Raw genomic sequence first — 15,291 nt, 5'->3', positions numbered from 1 at the left:
ATGGACACGCTCGTGCTCGTGCTGCGCGTCGGCCTCTCGCTGGTCGCCGTGCTCGGCCTGATGTGGTGGCTCTCCCGCCGCCTGCAGGCCGGTGGCCGGGCACATCGTCGCGAGACCCTCGCGGTCCTCGGGCGCCAGCAGCTGACCAAGCGCAGCGGCCTCGCGGTCGTCGAGGTGGCAGGACGTCGCCTCGTGGTCGGCTACGGCGACCAGGGCGTCACGCTCGTGCACGATGCGGGCGATGCGCCCGCGGCGGAGCCCGAGCCGGACCCGCGTCCCGTGGGGACGCACGACTTCGACGCCGACCTCGGGCGGGCCCTCGCCTCCGAGCCCGGCACCCTCACCGACAGCTCTCACCCGACGGCGGCCCGGATGGCCGACGTCCGAGGGCAGCGCACACCCCTCGACGGATCGATCCTCGCGCCCGACACGTGGCGCAAGGCGGTGGTGGCGCTGCAAGAACGGACCAACCGTCGTCCATGAACCGAGTCGCGCTCGGGGCCCCGCTGCGGGCCATGCGGCGCTCGATCCTGCTTGCCGTCGTCCTCGCGACGACGCTGCTGATCGGTGCGTCCCCGGCGCTCGCCGCGCCCTCCGGGCCTGACGCCCCCACGTCGCCGGTCGAGCCCACCGCTCCCGCCGTCGACGCCACCGTCGGCATCGACATCTACGGCGCGGACGGGGCTCCGTCCACCTCGATCGTGGTGCTCATCGCGATCACGCTGCTGTCCGTCGCGCCCTCGCTGCTGCTGCTCACCACGGCGTTCACCAAGATCCTCGTGGTGCTCGGCCTCACCCGCAACGCGCTCGGCCTCCAGTCGACGCCGCCCGCGCAGGTGCTCGCCGGCCTCGCGCTGTTCCTGTCGATGTTCATCATGGCGCCCGTCCTGTCGGAGATGAACGACCTGGGCGTGCAGCCCTACCTCGCGGGCGACATGACGTTCGCCGAGGGCCTGCAGGCCGCGATCGACCCGCTGCGCGAGTTCATGCTCGCCCACACGCGCGAGTCCGACATCGCGCTCATGACGCGCGCCGCGGACGCCGCCAACCCCGCCACCGCGGCGGACGTGCCCCTCACCACGCTCATGCCCGCCTTCATGCTGTCGGAGCTGCGCGCGGCGTTCATCATCGGCTTCGTCATCTTCGTGCCGTTCCTGGTGATCGACCTGGTCGTGTCCGCCGCGCTCATGTCGATGGGCATGATGATGCTCCCGCCCGTCATGGTGTCCCTGCCGTTCAAGCTGCTGCTGTTCGTGCTGGTCGACGGCTGGACGCTGATCATCTCCGCGCTCGTGGGGAGCTACGGCTGATGGACACCTCCGCCGTCCTCAACGTGGGGCTCGACGCGCTCATCCTCGCCGCGAAGCTCGCGGCGCCGATGCTCATCACCGCGCTCGTCGTGGGCTTCGCCGTGTCGCTGTTCCAGTCGGTCACGCAGATCCAGGAGGCGACGCTCTCCTTCGTCCCCAAGGCCATCGCGGTGGGCATCGCCCTCCTGGTGTGCGGCCACTGGATGATCCAGGAGGCCATCACCTTCACCCAGGGGCTCTTCGACACGCTCCCCTCGCTGCTGGCGGGCTGACGTGGACCTCGCCTTCGACCTGGGCTGGCTCGAGACCACGATGCTCGTGAGCGTCCGCCTGCTGGCGTTCCTGGTCGTGTCCCCGCCGTTCCACGTCACGGCGTTCCCGGGGACGGTCAAGGTCGCGCTGTCGCTGGGCATCGCGCTCGCGGTGGGTCCCGCGGCCGCCGCCCGGTCGGAGCTGGTGCAGGGCGCGATGCTCGTGTCCGGCACCGGGGAGATCGTCGGCGCCCTGGTGGTCGAGGCGTTCGTCGGGCTCGCGCTCGGCTTCCTGGTGCGACTGGTGTTCGCCGCCGTGCAGACCGCGGGCGGCCTCATCGACCTGTTCGGAGGGTTCGAGGTCGCCGCCGCCTTCGACCCGACCAGCGGCACCAACGGCGCCCAGTTCAGCCGCTTCTACTCGATGGCGGCGCTCGCGCTGCTCTTCGCCTCCGACGGTCACCAGCTGCTCATCGCCGGCATCGTGCGCTCGTTCGACGCGCTTCCGCTCGCGGGCGGCATGGACCTCGCGGTGCTCGCGGACCTCATGACGGGCGGCGTCGCGGACATGATGCTCGCCGCGCTGCAGATCGCCGGGCCGCTCATCGCGGTGCTGTTCCTCACCGATGTGGGCCTGGGCCTGCTCACCCGCGTCGCCCCGGCGCTCAACGCGTTCGCGCTCGGCTTCCCGCTCAAGATCCTGGTGACGCTGTCGCTCGGGTCGATCGCCTTCCTGGGCCTGCCCGCCATGATCTCGGGGCTCACGGATCGCGCGACCGGACTCGTGGGCGGGGGTGCATGGTGAGCAAGGACGAAGGCGGCGAGAAGACCGAGAAGGCCACCCCGCAGCGGATGAGGAAGCTGCGCAAGGAGGGCTCGCTCCAGCGCTCGCAGGACCTCTCCGCGTGGCTCGTCATCGGCGCGGTGGTCATCACCCTGCCCATGGTCGTCACGAGCGGCCGCGCGGCCGCGCAGACCCAGCTCGCGCGCGTCGACGCGATCGCGACGGCGCCCGACGCCCGCGTCGCCGTCGAGATGCTCGGCGACGCGATGGCCTCGATGCTCGGCACCCTCGCGCCGATGCTCGGCGCCTCGGTGCTGGCCGCCGTGGTCGCCGCCGCCGCGCAGGGCGGGATCCACGTCGCTCCCAAGAAGCTCAAGCCGTCCTTCAAGCACTTCCACCCGAAGCAGGGGTTCCAGAAGGTGTTCGGCGCCCAGGCGTGGTGGAACGGCGCCAAGGCGGCGCTCAAGGCCGCCGCCATCGGCATCGTGCTCTACACCGTCATCCAGGGCGTGGTGCCGCTGCTCATCGGCTCGGGCGCCCACTCGCTGCCCGCGACGCTCGACCTCGCGGTCGGCGGCGCGATGGACCTGGTGAAGATCGCGGTCATCGCCGGCTTCGTGCTCGCCGGGCTCGACGCGCTCGTGGTGATGAGGCGCAACCGCAAGCAGACGCGCATGTCCAAGAAGGAGATCAAGGACGAGCACAAGCAGTCGGAGGGCGACCCGCACATCAAGGGCCAGATCCGCCAGCGCCAGATCGCGATGAGCCGCAACCGCATGATGGCCGAGGTCGCCAACGCGGACGTGGTCATGGTCAACCCCACGCACGTCGCGGTCGCGCTGCGCTACGAGCCCGGCACGGGCGCCCCGCGCGTCATCGCCAAGGGCCGCGGCCACATCGCGGCACGGATCCGCGAGAAGGCCGGCGACGCGCAGGTGCCGATGGTGCAGGACGTCCCGCTCGCCCGCGCCCTCCATGATTCATGCGAGGTGGGTCAGGAGATCCCCGCGCACCTCTACGCCGCCGTCGCGCGCGTGCTCGCCTTCGTCATGGCGCTCAAGCGCCGCGGCGCCGCCGCCGGCGTCCACCGCGACCCCCAGGCGGAGGTGGTCGCCGCATGACCATCCCGCGCATCGTCCACCCCCGCCATCAGAAGGAGGGACCCCAGTGAAGTCCCAGCTCAGCACCCTCGGCGTCCCGCTCGGCGTCGTCGGCATCGTCCTGCTGCTCGTGGTGCCCCTGCCCGCGGCGATGCTCGACCTGCTCATCGTCTTCAACATCGGCATGGCGCTCGTGGTGCTGCTCACGTCGATGTACGTGAAGCGGCCGCTCGACTTCTCCGTGTTCCCGTCGCTCCTGCTGGTGCTCACGCTGTTCCGCCTGGGCCTCAACGTCGCGTCGACCCGCCTGGTGCTGCGCGACGGTTACGCGGGCGAGGCGATCGGCGCGTTCGGCGACATCGTGGTCGGCGGCTCGCTCGTCATCGGCCTGGTGATCTTCCTCATCCTCGTGGTGATCCAGTTCGCGGTCATCACCAACGGCGCCGGCCGCGTGGCCGAGGTGGGCGCGCGCTTCACGCTCGACGCGATGCCCGGCAAGCAGATGGCGATCGACGCGGACCTCAACGCGGGCCTCATCGACGAGGACACCGCGCGCCAGCGCCGCGCGGACGTCGCCGCGGAGGCCGACTTCTACGGCGCGATGGACGGCGGCTCCAAGTTCGTCAAGGGCGACGCGATCGCGGGCATCATCATCACCATCGTCAACCTGGTCGGCGGCTTCGGCGTCGGCATGATGCAGATGGGCCTGTCCCCGCAGGAGTCGATCGAGAAGTTCTCGATGCTCACCATCGGCGACGGCCTGGTGTCGCAGATCCCCGCGCTGCTGCTGTCGGTGTCGACCGGTCTCATCGTCACGCGCGCGACCGCGTCCGCGGACATGGGCACCGCGACCAGCGCGCAGCTCACGCAGTCGCGCACCGCGCTGCTCATCGCGGGCGCGGCCTCCATCGCGCTCGCGCTGGTGCCGGGGCTGCCCAAGCTGCCCTTCATCCTCGTCGGCGGGGTGCTGCTCATCGCCGGCCAGCGCGTCGGCTCCCGCGACCGGCTCCGCGCCGCGGAGGCCGCCGAGCTGCCCGCCGCGCCCCCGGGGGGCGCCCCCGAGCTCGACTCGCCCGAGGCGCTCATGGAGCAGATGCGCGTGCACGCCCTCGAGATCCAGCTCGCCCCCGACCTGGTGGACCTGGTCGGCGGCGGCTCCGAGCAGGACCTGCTCGCACGCGTCAAGGGGCTGCGCCGGAAGGTCGCGATGGACCTGGGCCTGGTGATCCCCCCGGTGCGCACCCGCGACTCCGTCGACCTCCCGCGCTCCACCTACGTGGTGAAGATCGCCGGCGTCGAGGTGGGCCGCGGCGAGGCTCCCGCGGGTCGCCTCCTCGCGCTCGGCGACCACCTGGACCACCTGGTGGGCACGCCCGTGCGCGAGCCCGTCTTCGGCCTCGCCGGCCGCTGGATCCCCGCGGAGGTGCGCGCGCAGGCGGAGCTCGCCGGCGCGACCGTGGTGGACCGCGTCTCGGTGCTCGTCACCCACCTGGGCTCGATCATCACCGAGAACGCGCCGCGCCTGCTCAGCCGCGAGGACGTGCGCGTGCTGGTCGACGGGGTCAAGCAGCTCGACCGCGCCGTGGTCGACGAGCTCATCCCCGGCCTGCTGTCGCTGGGCGAGGTGCAGCGCGTGCTGCACGGCCTGCTCGCGGAGCGGGTGTCCATCCGCGACCTGCCCCGCATCCTCGAGGGACTCACGCTGCGCGCCAAGGTCGCGACCGACCCCGAGGGGCTCGTCGAGGCGGCCCGCGCCGCTCTCGGCCCCGCCATCGCCGCTCCCTACGCCGAGGACGGCGTGCTGCGCGTCCTCACGCTCGACCCGCTGCTCGAGCAGCACCTGGTCGAGGCGCGCCGCCCGGGCGACGAGGGCATGATCCTCGCGGTCGACCCCGACCGCCTCGAACGCATGCTCGCGTCGCTGCGCGGCAGGCTCGCGGAGCTCGAGCGCGCCGGCCACGAGGCGGTGCTCGCGTGCGCGCCGGTGCTGCGCCCCGCGCTCCGGCGCACGGTGGCGGCCACCATGCCGCTGGTGCCGGTGCTGTCCTACTCCGAGGTGACCTGCGCGCCTCTCCAGGTCGAGGCCGTGGGGGTGGTGAGCGATGCCGCGGCGATTGCTGCTTGAGGGGGCCGACCCCGAGGCGCTGCTCGTGCGCGCCCGCGACGAGCACGGCCCGGAGGTCAGGGTGGTGCACGCCGAGCGTGTGCGCACCGGCGGCGTGCTGGGCCTCTTCGCCAGGGAGTCCTACTCGCTCACCCTCGAGGTGCCCGACGCGTCCGAGGCGCCGCTGCGTCCCGCATCGTCCCTGGTTCCCGGCGTGCGGGTGGACGATGCGGCGGCGGAGCTGGCGGACGAGCTCGCCGATGTCGCGGCCGTGAGCCGCGAGCTGCTCGCCGCGGTGGGGCGCGGCGGCGTCGCCGAGGCCGCGCCGGCGGAGGCGTCCGAGGCCTCCGACGACTTCGCGGCGCTGCTCGCGCGGCTGGTCGCCACGCCGCAGCCGCCGGAGGCGCCCGCCGCGCCTCTCCACGTGCCCGTCCCCGCGCGGCGCGGGAACGTCGCGTCCGAGGCGCGCGAGTTCACGCCCGCCCGCTTCCCCTCCGCCGCGACCACCGACCGGGTGGTCGCACGGCTCGACGCGCCCGTGGCCGACCCGGCTGATCCGACGGCGGAGGAGCTGGTGGCGCTCGGGGTGCCCGCAGAGGCGCTCGCGACGGACGGCCCGTGCACGCTGGCGCCGCTGGCGCGCCGGCTCGCGGGAACCGCGTCCGCGCTCGAGCCGGGCGAGCTCCTGGTGGTGCTGGGCGAGCCCGAGCGCGCGCTCGCGGTCGCGAGCCAGGTGGCGCAATGGCATGGGATGCCCGCCACGGCGGTCGCGCTCGCGGGCGACGCCCCGGCCACGCCGGGGCATGGGCGACGCATCCGCTCCGCGGCCGGCGCACGGGCGCTCCGGGAACGCATCGCGCAGGAGGCGCGGCGCACGGATCCGGCGATCGTCGCGCTCGGCATCGACGAGGAGGCCGGCGGTGCGCCGGCCGAGGCGCTGCTCGACGCCTTCGGCGCGCAGGCGTGCTGGCTCGCGTGCGCTCCCGAGGACGTGCCCGGCGAGGCCGTCGAGCACCTGCGCGCTGCCGGGCGGATCGACGCGGTCGCGATCGTGGGGGCGACCGGGCTTCCCGATCCCGGCCGCCTGCTCGGCGGACCCCTGCCCGTCGCCTGGCTGGACGGGCTGCCGGCGACGGCGGTGGTGTGGGCCGCGCGGCTCGACCAGGCGCTCGGTGCGCATCGTGCCCGCGAGGCGCGTCCGCGCGGGTAGTTCGTCGGGTTCGGCGCGGAGCCGATAACGTTGACCCATGCTTGTCCTGTCGCGCCGCATCGGCGAGAAGCTCGTCATTGGAACCGACATCGTGGTGACGGTCCTCGACGTGCGCTCCGACGGCGTGCGCCTGGGCATCGACGCGCCCAGCGAGATCCGCGTCACCCGCGCCGAGATCCTCGAGGCGATCGAGCGCGAGAACGCCGCCTCCGCCTCGGTGGACGATGCGGCGGTCGAGGGGCTCAAGAAGCTCGCCCCGCCCGCCACCTGACCCCGCTCCCGCAGCGCGCTCGCGGACTGCTCACCACCGTGGGACGCGTGCCGATGGGTCACCCGACACGGCGGCGATGCCGCCACGACGGGCGACGGGAGCATTTCTATGGACGCGATGGACGAGATCGTCCGCGAGTTCGTGGTGGAGAGCTACGAGAACCTCGACCAGCTCGACTCGGATCTGGTGGCGCTCGAGAGCGAGGTTGGATCCCGCTCGCTGCTGAGCTCGGTGTTCCGCACCATCCACACGATCAAGGGCACCAGCGGCTTCCTGGGCTTCGGGGCGCTCGAGGGCGTGACCCACGTGGGCGAGAGCCTGCTCGCGGAGCTGCGCGACGGCAAGCGCGAGATGGACCAGCGCACCACCGACGTGCTGCTCACCATGGTCGACTGCGTGCGCGAGATCCTGGGCGCGATCGAGGCGACGGGCGCCGAGGGCGACCTCGACACCACGACCGTCGTCGCGGCGATCCAGGCCGTGCTCGACGGCGAGGAGGCCCCCGCCGCCGAGGCGCCCGCCGCATCGTCCGCACCCGCGCCCGTGCTGCCTGCCAAGCCCGCCGCTGTGCTGCCGGCCGCGCCCGCCGCCGCGGCGGAACCGGTCGAGCCCGAGCCGGCGCCCGAGCCGACCGCGGCCGAGGAGGCCCCGGTGCGCTCCGCGACCGAGTCCTCCATCCGCGTGGACGTCGAGGTGCTCGACGCGCTCATGCGCCACGTGGGCGAGCTGGTGCTCGCGCGCAACGCGATGACGAGCATCGCAGCCGAGCTCGACGACCCGGCGCTGGTGCACGCGACGCAGCGCCTCGCGCTCATCGCCACCGAGCTGCAGCAGGGCGTCATGAAGACCCGCATGCAGCCCATCGACAACGTCTGGTCGAAGGTGCCGCGCATGGTGCGCGACATCTCGGCCTCGCTGGGCCGCCAGGTGCGCCTCGACATGATCGGCAAGGAGACCGAGCTCGATCGCGGCGTCCTCGAGGCCATCAAGGACCCGCTGACCCACCTCATCCGCAACGCCATCGATCACGGCATCGAGGCGCCCGAGCAGCGCACCGCCGCGGGCAAGCCCGCGCAGGGCGTGCTCACGCTGCGCGCGTACCACCAGGGCGGCCAGGTGGTCATCGAGATCGCGGACGACGGCAAGGGCATCGACCCGCAGGCCATCGCGGCGAAGGCCGTCGAGCGCGGCCTGCGTTCCGCGGCCGATGTGGCCGACCTCGCGCCGCAGGACGTGTTCCAGCTGCTGTTCCTGCCCGGCTTCTCGACTGCGGAGAAGGTCACCCACGTGTCCGGCCGCGGCGTCGGCATGGACGTGGTGAAGACCAAGGTCGACGCGATCGGCGGAGTGGTCGACGTGCAGTCGACCGTCGGCGTCGGCACCACGTGGCGCCTGCGCATCCCGCTCACCCTCGCGATCATGCCCGCGCTGACCGTCGAGTGCGCCGCAGAGACCTACGCGATCCCGCAGATCAACCTCCTCGAGCTGCTCGCGATCGACGACAAGCAGACGGGCGTCGAGTACGTGGGCGAGGCGCCGGTGTTCCGCCTGCGCGGTCGCCTGCTGCCGCTCGTGGATCTCCGCGACGTGCTCGACCGCACGCCGCGCGAGTCGCTCGTGGGCGCCGTCATCGCGGTCATGCACGCCGACGGGGGCCGGTTCGGCCTCCTGGTCGATCACGTGCGCAACACCGAGGAGATCGTCGCCAAGCCGATTTCGGCGGCGGTCAAGGGCATCGGGCTCTACGCGGGCGCGACGCTGCTCGGCGACGGCTCCGTCACCCTCATCCTCGACATCCCGGCCGTGGCGCGACGCGCGCTCGAGCTGCAGGAGGCCATCGGCGATGATCGCGAGGCCGTGGTCGCCGAGACCGGCGCGACGGAGCAGATGCTCATCGTGTCCGTCGGCGAGGACCGCCAGGTCGCCATGCCGATGGGCATGGTGACGCGCCTCGAGCGCTTCCCCATGGACGTGCTCGAGCGGGTCTCCGGCTCGCTGGTCATGCAGTACCGCGGGCGGATCACGCCCGTGGTGGACCTCGCGCAGATCCTGGGCATGGGCACCACGTTCCGCGAGGAGCTCGCCGTGGTGGTGTGCCAGCGCGGCGATCGCTCGGTGGCGCTGGTCGCCGACGAGGTGGTCGACATCGTCGAGTGCGCGACCGAGGACCGCTCTGAGGTCTCCGGCTTCGGGCTGCTCGGGTCGATCATCGTCCGCGGCCGGGTCACGGAGCTGCTCGACCTCGAGACGACCGTGCGGGACGCTGACGCACGCTTCTACGACGCCCAGGACGCCGAGCTCGTCGGCGTCGGATCGGAGCACTGAGATGCGACACCAGCTCGCGACGTTCAAGCTCGACGACTGCCTCTACGGCATCGACGTCTCCCGGGTGCAGGAGGCCCTGCGCATGCAGGCCCACACCCCGGTCCCGCACGCGCCGAAGGGCGTCGCGGGTCTGGTCAACCTCCGCGGCCAGGTGGTCCTGCTGGTCGACCTGCGGGTCCGGCTGGGCCGCGAGGCCTTCGGCGAGGACGACGAGCCGATGATGATGGTGGTCAAGGTCGACGGCGAACCCGTGTCGCTCCTGGTGGACCAGGTGGGCGACGTGCTCGAGATCGACGCGTCCCGCTACGGCTCGCCGCCGCCCACGCTCGAGCCCGCGCTGCGCGACTTCGTCACCGGCGTGTACTCGCTCGACGACGATCTGCTGCTCGCGCTCGACGTCGACCTGGCCGCCCAGGTCTGACCCCCTTCCCCTTCCCCGTTCAGGAGCCCCCATGTCACACGAGTGCTGCGTCGCCGTCGCCCCCGCGACGGCCGCGGTCAGGCGGCCGTGATGGCGCCCATCAGGGTGCTCGTGGTCGACGACTCCGTGGTGGTGCGCCGCATCGTCTCGGAGTCGCTCGCCTCCGACCCCTCCATCGAGGTGGTTGGCGTCGCGCAGAACGGCTCGATCGCGCTGACCAAGGTCGCCGCGCTCAAGCCCGACCTCATCACCATGGACATCGAGATGCCCGTGATGAACGGCATCGAGGCGGTCCGTGAGCTGCGCCGCTCGGGCGTGCGCACGCCCATCGTCATGTTCTCGACGCTCACGTCGCACGGCGCCTCGGCGACGCTCGACGCGCTCGCGTCCGGCGCCTCGGACTACGCGACCAAGCCCACGCAGGTCGCCAACCCGGCCGAGGCCATCCGGGTCATCACGTCGCAGCTCATCCCCAAGGTCAAGGCGCTGTGCGGGGCGACGCCGGTCGCCGCCGCGAACGCGCGCCCGCGCGCCGCGACGGCCCCCGCGCGTCCCCCGCGCGCGATCGTCGTCGGCTCGTCGACCGGCGGCCCCGAGGCGCTGTCCAAGGTGTTCGGGGCGCTCACCGCGCCGCTGCCCGTGCCGGTCCTGGTGGTCCAGCACATGCCGCCGATGTTCACCACGCAGCTCGCGGCCCGGCTCGACCGCATCGGCCCGTCGCGCGTGATCGAGGCGGCCGGCAACGAGACCCTCACGCCGGGCACGGTCTACATCGCGCCCGGCGACCTGCACCTCGAGGTGCGCTCCGCGGGGACCGCCGTGATCACGTCGCTCAACCGCGGGCCGCAGGTGAACTTCTGCCGTCCCGCGGTGGACGTGCTGTTCCGCTCGGCCGTGAAGGTCTACGGCGGCGACCTGCTCGGCGTGATGCTCACGGGCATGGGCTCGGACGGACGCGACGGCACCCGCGAGCTGGTCGACGCGGGCGGCCGCACCATCGCGCAGAACCAGGCGACCTCGGTGGTGTGGGGCATGCCCGGCGCCGTCGCCGGCGCGGGGCTCGCGCACGAGATCCTGCCGCTCGAGGCGATCGCCCCGGCCATGGCCCGCGCTATCCAGGCGCGCCCGATCGGGACGGGGGCCGTCGCATGACGCTCGCACCCGACTCGTTCGCCTTCGTCGCGACGCTCGTGCGCCGCCGCAGCGCCATCCAGCTCGAGAGCGGCAAGGAGTACCTGGTCGAGAGCCGGCTCGCGCCGCTCGCCCGGCTGGCGGGCGTCGCGGACGTCGAGGCCTACATCCGGGCCGTGCGCGCGAACGTGACGCTCCACGATCAGGTGGTCGAGGCGCTCACCACCAACGAGACGTCGTGGTTCCGCGACCGTCACCCGTTCACGGTGCTCAAGGACGTGGTGGTCCCCGACACGATCGCGCGGCGCGGGAAGCACCTGCGCGTGTGGTCGGCGGCGTGTTCGTCGGGCCAGGAGCCGTACTCCATCGCGATGACGATGGCCGAGCACTTCCCCGACGTGCGCACCAGCATCGTCGCGACGGACCTGTCCGAGGAGGTGCTCGCCAAGGGCCGCGCCGGTCAGTACTCGCAGCTCGAGGTGAGCCGCGGCCTGCCCGCTCCCCTGCTGGTCAAGCACTTCGCGCGCAAGGGGCCCGTGTTCGAGGTCCACGAGCGGCTGCGGTCGACCGTGACGTTCCGGCGCCACAACCTCCTCGATGCGCCGCCCCTGGGCGGACCGTACGACGTCGTGTTCCTGCGCAACGTCCTCATCTACTTCGACGTGGCGACCAAGCGTGACGTGATGCGTCGCGTGCGGTCGGTGCTCGCCCCCGGCGGCTGGGTGTTCCTGGGCGCCGCGGAGAGCACCATCGGCGTCGACGACATCTGGGAGCGTGTGCCCGTCGCGGGCGGCGCCCTGTACCGGCCCCGGGAAGGGAAGGCAGCATGAAGGCCCTGGTCATCGACGACTCGCGCGTGATGCGCAGGATCGTCGGCACGATCCTCACGGACGTCGGCTTCGAGGTGATCGAAGCGGGCGACGGTCAGGAGGCGCTCATGCGCCTCGAGCAGCACCCCGATGTGCGGCTGTGCTGCATCGACTGGAACATGCCGGTGATGAACGGCTACGAGTTCATCGTGGCCGCGCGCAAGCGACCCGAGTACCGCGACATCACGCTGATGATGGTCACCACGGAGGGCGAGCAGGATCAGATCGTCCGCGCCCTCGCGGCCGGCGCCCACGAGTACGTGATCAAGCCGTTCACCGCGGACGTCATCATCGACAAGCTCGACTACCTGGGCCTGATCGAGACCGGGGTGTCGGTGTGACCGCGACCATCGACTGGGCGCCCGTGCTCGACACGGACCCGCTGCTGCAGATCTCGCAGGACCTCTTCGCGACCATGATCGATGCGGAGCCGGGCCACGTGCACCACTGGGTCGGATCCCGCCCCGAGCTCGTCGACCCGCGCTACACCTGGGTGGACGTCACCGACGAGCAGATCGTGCGCGTGGTGATCGGCACCGGCCGCGAGACCGGCGAGGCGATCACGCGCGCGCTGCTCGCGCTGCCGGACGACGCGGAGGTGACGGACGAGGACTTCATGGACGCCGTCGGCGAGGTCGCCAATGTGGTGTGCGGCAACGTGAAGTCGCTGGTCACGCACCCGGGCACCCTCACCATCCCCGTGGTGGCGCACGCCGCGCCGCCGCTCGGGGACGGCACCGTGCTCGTGGACGCATGCCTGAGCTGGCGCGGCGCGCCGCTCACCGTGGCGCTGTGGCTCCTGCCGTAGCCGCCGCTCGCAGAACTGTTGTGCAAGAAGAAGGGAGGTCGACGTCATGAAGGTGGTCGTCGCCGATGACAGCCGCGTGATGCGGCAGATCGTGGTCCGCACGCTGCGCCAGGCGGGCTACGACTGGTGGGAGATCGAGGAGGCCGAGGACGGGGCCGATGCGCTGGGCAAGATCCGCGCGTCGCGTCCGGACTTCGTGCTGTCCGACTGGAACATGCCGAACATGACGGGCATCGACCTGCTGCGCGCGCTGCGCGCCGAGGGGGACGAGACGCCGTTCGCGTTCGTCACCTCGGAGGGCTCGCCGCAGATGCGCGAGCAGGCGGAGCAGGCGGGTGCGCTGTTCCTCATCGCGAAGCCGTTCACCGCGGACATCTTCCGCGAGACCATCGACCCGTTCATCGGGTGAGCGCCATGGAGACCACCCGCACGACGCCGGTCCCGACCGCGTTCGAGATCCGTGAGCTGTTCGCCGGCATGCTGGGCCGCGAGGTCGAGTGGGACGGCACCGCGAGGCGCGTCGACCCGCTCGACGGCGCCACGGTCGCGATGTACGTCGACGACCTGGGCAACCTCGCCGCGGTCGCGCTCGCGGACGTGCCGCTGACCGCACGCGCCGGCTCGGCGATCGCGCTCATGCCCCAGGTGGGGGCGGAGGCCGCGGTCAAGGACGGGCTCGTCACGCCGCCCATGTTCGACAACATGGCGGAGATCCTCAACGTCGCCGCGTCGATGTTCAACAAGCCGGACACGCCTCACCTCAAGCTGCTCGAGACGTTCGCGCCGCGCGAGACGCTGCCCGCGGACGTCAACGACCTGTGCCTGCTGCAGGGGAGCCGCATCGACGGCGCCCTCGAGATCCAGGGCTACGGCTCGGGGCGCATCTCGGTGGTCGTCGCGTACTGACGGCGCCGGCCCGCCACCTATCGCCACAAGTCACGGACCACGAGAGTCTCGATCCGGATCCGCACGGAGGATCCGGATCGAGACGCCGGACATCCGTGACTTGTAGCGGGACGCCCACGCGCACCTACGCGCCGGGCTGGAACTCCCAGTGCCACGACTCGCGCGGCACGGCCTCGACGAAGCCGTAGTCGGCCGCGTGCTCGCGCATCCAGGCCAGCGCGGTCGAGTCGAGGCTCAGATCCGCCGCGAGGCCCCATCCGTGCTGGCTGGTCCCGGGCTCCGCCGCGAGACCGCCCTGGCTGTACAGGCCCTTGCTCGCGGCGAGGCTCACCTGGGTGTCGTAGTCCCGGTAGCCGTCCGTCACGCCGATGGTCACGCCGTCCGCGCTCGCGTCCGCCATGAGGCGGTTGAGCTGCTCCGCCGCGGGCCCCCACATGCGCTGCGACGATCCCGTGATCGGGCTCAGCGCCTCGGCCGGGATCCGGCCGTTGCCGTAGCCGGCCAGCGCGACCGGCACGCCGTCGGCGTTGAGCTGCGTCGACGCCGCCGTGAGCGTGCCCGTCTGGGACGTCGCCGCGGTCAGCAGCTCCTCGAAGGAGGCGGACGATGCGGAGGAGCCGAGCAGCGCGAGCGCCGCGCTCGCCGTAGTCGCGGTCGACGCCGCGGCCGCGGACGACGCGGTCGCGACGGACGAGGGCGCGACGGCACCGATGAGCGAGTGGATCTCGCTGATGCGCTGGCTGATCGCGCTGATCGCGTCCATGGGCCCTCCGGGTGGTGCTGACGTGGGTATCCGGGTGCCTATCGGCTCCGAGCGGGCGCCGGTGAGGGATCCGTGGGCGGCGGAAGCGTGACACGCGCCGCACCGGGCGAACGCTCACCACGCACGTCCCAGGGCCGATGAGAACAGCGTCAACCCCCTCAGCTGTACGCGATCTTGGAGATGTCATGGACAACTCGGACGGACTCACCGCCGGCGCCACCGCGCGCCGCTTCCCGCTGACGGCCAAGATCCTTGGCGCGTTCGGCATCGTCGTGGCGATCCTCGCCGCCGTCGGCGTCTTCTCCATCGTGCAGATGGGAGCGCAAGGCGTCGACCAGAAGGCGATCACGGAGCGCGCCTACCGCGCGGACCTCGCGGTCGCCGAGCTCACCGACGCCTTCTGGCAGATGCGCGCGCAGAGCCTGCGCCTCCGTGCGTCCGCCCCCGAGGACCTCGCGACCGACTACGCGACGCTGCAGACGCTGCAGGCGTCCTTCGAGGAGGAGTTCGCGACGCTGGGCACCACCTTCGAGGAGCTGTTCGGGGTGCCGCTGGCCGATGACGGCGGCGACGGCGTCGCGGTCTACGAGCGGTACAAGCTCGCGCAAGCCTCCGCCTTCGACCCGGCCTACACGGGCGAGGAGATCACCAAGGAGGAGCGCGCCGAGCTGGGCGACGCGATGGTCGCCGCGGTCGCGGGCCTCACCGACCAGATCGGTCCCCAGATCGAGGCCGACATGGCCGAGAGCGACTCCGCGGTGGCCGCGACCAAGCTCCTGGTGACCGTCGTGGTGGTGGTCGGCGTGATCATCGCGCTCGGCCTCGGCATCGTCCTCGCGCGTCGCATCAAGGTCGCCGCGGGCGAGCTGCAGACCTCCATCGACGCGATGGCGGACGGCGACCTCACCGTCGAGGCGCACGTCACCAGCAACGACGAGATCGGCGACATGGCCCGGTCCCTGGCGAGCGCCCGCGAGTCCCTGCGGGAGACGATGGCGGGTGTGGTGTCGTCGGCGGTGACGGTGGCTGCTGCTGCGG

At 72.3% G+C, this 15,291-nt stretch carries 18 protein-coding genes; 17 read left to right on the top strand and 1 reads right to left on the bottom strand.

The features are described from left to right. The 16 genes from AOM09_RS00130 (at position 1) to AOM09_RS00055 (ending at position 13,490) form a co-directional block, all read left to right on the top strand. Positions 1-483 (top strand): FliO/MopB family protein, encoded by a 483-nt coding sequence (locus tag AOM09_RS00130; RefSeq protein WP_062382487.1) that lies wholly within the window; start codon positions 1-3, stop codon positions 481-483. After that, positions 480-1,310: a flagellar type III secretion system pore protein FliP gene (gene fliP, locus AOM09_RS00125; RefSeq protein ID WP_062382483.1), complete on the top strand. Its 831-nt coding sequence runs from the start codon at positions 480-482 to the stop codon at positions 1,308-1,310. Before AOM09_RS00130 ends, fliP begins: the two co-directional genes overlap by 4 nt. Then, on the top strand, positions 1,310-1,582 hold the full coding sequence (fliQ, locus tag AOM09_RS00120; RefSeq protein ID WP_062382480.1) for a flagellar biosynthesis protein FliQ: 273 nt from the start codon (positions 1,310-1,312) through the stop codon (positions 1,580-1,582). The genes fliP and fliQ overlap by 1 nt, the downstream gene beginning before the upstream one ends. Before the next feature lies 1 nt (position 1,583). Continuing rightward, complete coding sequence (locus AOM09_RS00115; RefSeq protein WP_062382476.1) at positions 1,584-2,366, top strand: flagellar biosynthetic protein FliR; 783 nt, start codon at positions 1,584-1,586, stop codon at positions 2,364-2,366. Then, positions 2,363-3,466: an EscU/YscU/HrcU family type III secretion system export apparatus switch protein gene (locus AOM09_RS00110; protein ID WP_228375013.1), complete on the top strand. Its 1,104-nt coding sequence runs from the start codon at positions 2,363-2,365 to the stop codon at positions 3,464-3,466. Before AOM09_RS00115 ends, AOM09_RS00110 begins: the two co-directional genes overlap by 4 nt. 46 nt (positions 3,467-3,512) lie before the next feature. Further along, complete coding sequence (locus tag AOM09_RS00105) at positions 3,513-5,570, top strand: flagellar biosynthesis protein FlhA (protein WP_062382470.1); 2,058 nt, start codon at positions 3,513-3,515, stop codon at positions 5,568-5,570. After that, positions 5,548-6,759, top strand: a complete 1,212-nt coding sequence (locus tag AOM09_RS00100) for a serine/threonine-protein kinase (protein ID WP_062382466.1) — start codon at positions 5,548-5,550, stop codon at positions 6,757-6,759. The genes AOM09_RS00105 and AOM09_RS00100 overlap by 23 nt, the downstream gene beginning before the upstream one ends. A 37-nt stretch (positions 6,760-6,796) precedes the next feature. After that, positions 6,797-7,030, top strand: a complete 234-nt coding sequence (gene csrA, locus AOM09_RS00095; protein WP_062382463.1) for a carbon storage regulator CsrA — start codon at positions 6,797-6,799, stop codon at positions 7,028-7,030. 117 nt (positions 7,031-7,147) lie between these two features. Continuing rightward, entirely contained in the window at positions 7,148-9,355 is a 2,208-nt protein-coding gene (locus tag AOM09_RS00090) for a chemotaxis protein CheW (RefSeq protein ID WP_228375012.1), read from the top strand. A gap of 1 nt (position 9,356) precedes the next feature. Then, positions 9,357-9,776 (top strand): chemotaxis protein CheW, encoded by a 420-nt coding sequence (locus tag AOM09_RS00085; protein ID WP_062382455.1) that lies wholly within the window; start codon positions 9,357-9,359, stop codon positions 9,774-9,776. A 90-nt stretch (positions 9,777-9,866) separates the two neighbouring features. Next, a complete protein-coding gene (locus AOM09_RS00080; RefSeq protein ID WP_062384308.1) occupies positions 9,867-10,928 on the top strand; it encodes a protein-glutamate methylesterase/protein-glutamine glutaminase in 1,062 nt (353 codons plus the stop codon). Continuing rightward, on the top strand, positions 10,925-11,737 hold the full coding sequence (locus tag AOM09_RS00075; RefSeq protein WP_062382451.1) for a CheR family methyltransferase: 813 nt from the start codon (positions 10,925-10,927) through the stop codon (positions 11,735-11,737). The genes AOM09_RS00080 and AOM09_RS00075 overlap by 4 nt, the downstream gene beginning before the upstream one ends. Next, positions 11,734-12,117 (top strand): response regulator, encoded by a 384-nt coding sequence (locus tag AOM09_RS00070; RefSeq protein ID WP_062382448.1) that lies wholly within the window; start codon positions 11,734-11,736, stop codon positions 12,115-12,117. The genes AOM09_RS00075 and AOM09_RS00070 overlap by 4 nt, the downstream gene beginning before the upstream one ends. Further along, complete coding sequence (locus AOM09_RS00065; protein ID WP_062382445.1) at positions 12,114-12,584, top strand: chemotaxis protein CheX; 471 nt, start codon at positions 12,114-12,116, stop codon at positions 12,582-12,584. The genes AOM09_RS00070 and AOM09_RS00065 overlap by 4 nt, the downstream gene beginning before the upstream one ends. A 46-nt stretch (positions 12,585-12,630) precedes the next feature. Beyond that, positions 12,631-12,993, top strand: coding sequence for a response regulator (locus AOM09_RS00060; protein ID WP_062382442.1), 363 nt, complete (start codon positions 12,631-12,633; stop codon positions 12,991-12,993). A gap of 5 nt (positions 12,994-12,998) precedes the next feature. Continuing rightward, positions 12,999-13,490, top strand: a complete 492-nt coding sequence (locus AOM09_RS00055; RefSeq protein WP_062382439.1) for a hypothetical protein — start codon at positions 12,999-13,001, stop codon at positions 13,488-13,490. A 124-nt stretch (positions 13,491-13,614) separates the two neighbouring features. On the opposite strand, the gene AOM09_RS00050 is transcribed toward AOM09_RS00055, so the two are convergent. Further along, a complete protein-coding gene (locus AOM09_RS00050; protein WP_062382435.1) occupies positions 13,615-14,253 on the bottom strand; it encodes a M15 family metallopeptidase in 639 nt (212 codons plus the stop codon). A gap of 185 nt (positions 14,254-14,438) precedes the next feature. Here AOM09_RS00050 and AOM09_RS00045 point away from each other — a divergent pair. Next, on the top strand, positions 14,439-15,291 hold an 853-nt coding region (locus AOM09_RS00045; RefSeq protein WP_156162158.1), incomplete at its 3' end, for a HAMP domain-containing protein.

It is taken from the genome of Demequina iriomotensis (assembly GCF_000971395.1).
Taxonomy (GTDB): Bacteria; Actinomycetota; Actinomycetes; order Actinomycetales; family Demequinaceae; genus Demequina; species Demequina iriomotensis.
The sequence above is the reverse complement of the archived record's forward strand: the minus strand, read 5'-3'. Positions and strand labels throughout refer to the sequence as shown.

Bases quoted from the DNA above. Each gene is read 5' to 3' on its own strand.
- AOM09_RS00130 (WP_062382487.1), top strand. From the start codon at position 1: ATGGACACGCTCGTGCTCGTGCTGCGCGTCGGCCTCTCGCTGGTCGCC.
- fliP (WP_062382483.1), top strand. From the start codon at position 480: ATGAACCGAGTCGCGCTCGGGGCCCCGCTGCGGGCCATGCGGCGCTCG.
- fliQ (WP_062382480.1), top strand. From the start codon at position 1,310: ATGGACACCTCCGCCGTCCTCAACGTGGGGCTCGACGCGCTCATCCTC.
- AOM09_RS00100 (WP_062382466.1), top strand. From the start codon at position 5,548: ATGCCGCGGCGATTGCTGCTTGAGGGGGCCGACCCCGAGGCGCTGCTC.
- csrA (WP_062382463.1), top strand. From the start codon at position 6,797: ATGCTTGTCCTGTCGCGCCGCATCGGCGAGAAGCTCGTCATTGGAACC.
- AOM09_RS00090 (WP_228375012.1), top strand. From the start codon at position 7,148: ATGGACGAGATCGTCCGCGAGTTCGTGGTGGAGAGCTACGAGAACCTC.
- AOM09_RS00085 (WP_062382455.1), top strand. From the start codon at position 9,357: ATGCGACACCAGCTCGCGACGTTCAAGCTCGACGACTGCCTCTACGGC.
- AOM09_RS00080 (WP_062384308.1), top strand. From the start codon at position 9,867: ATGGCGCCCATCAGGGTGCTCGTGGTCGACGACTCCGTGGTGGTGCGC.
- AOM09_RS00075 (WP_062382451.1), top strand. From the start codon at position 10,925: ATGACGCTCGCACCCGACTCGTTCGCCTTCGTCGCGACGCTCGTGCGC.
- AOM09_RS00070 (WP_062382448.1), top strand. From the start codon at position 11,734: ATGAAGGCCCTGGTCATCGACGACTCGCGCGTGATGCGCAGGATCGTC.
- AOM09_RS00060 (WP_062382442.1), top strand. From the start codon at position 12,631: ATGAAGGTGGTCGTCGCCGATGACAGCCGCGTGATGCGGCAGATCGTG.
- AOM09_RS00055 (WP_062382439.1), top strand. From the start codon at position 12,999: ATGGAGACCACCCGCACGACGCCGGTCCCGACCGCGTTCGAGATCCGT.
- AOM09_RS00050 (WP_062382435.1), bottom strand. From the start codon at position 14,253: ATGGACGCGATCAGCGCGATCAGCCAGCGCATCAGCGAGATCCACTCG.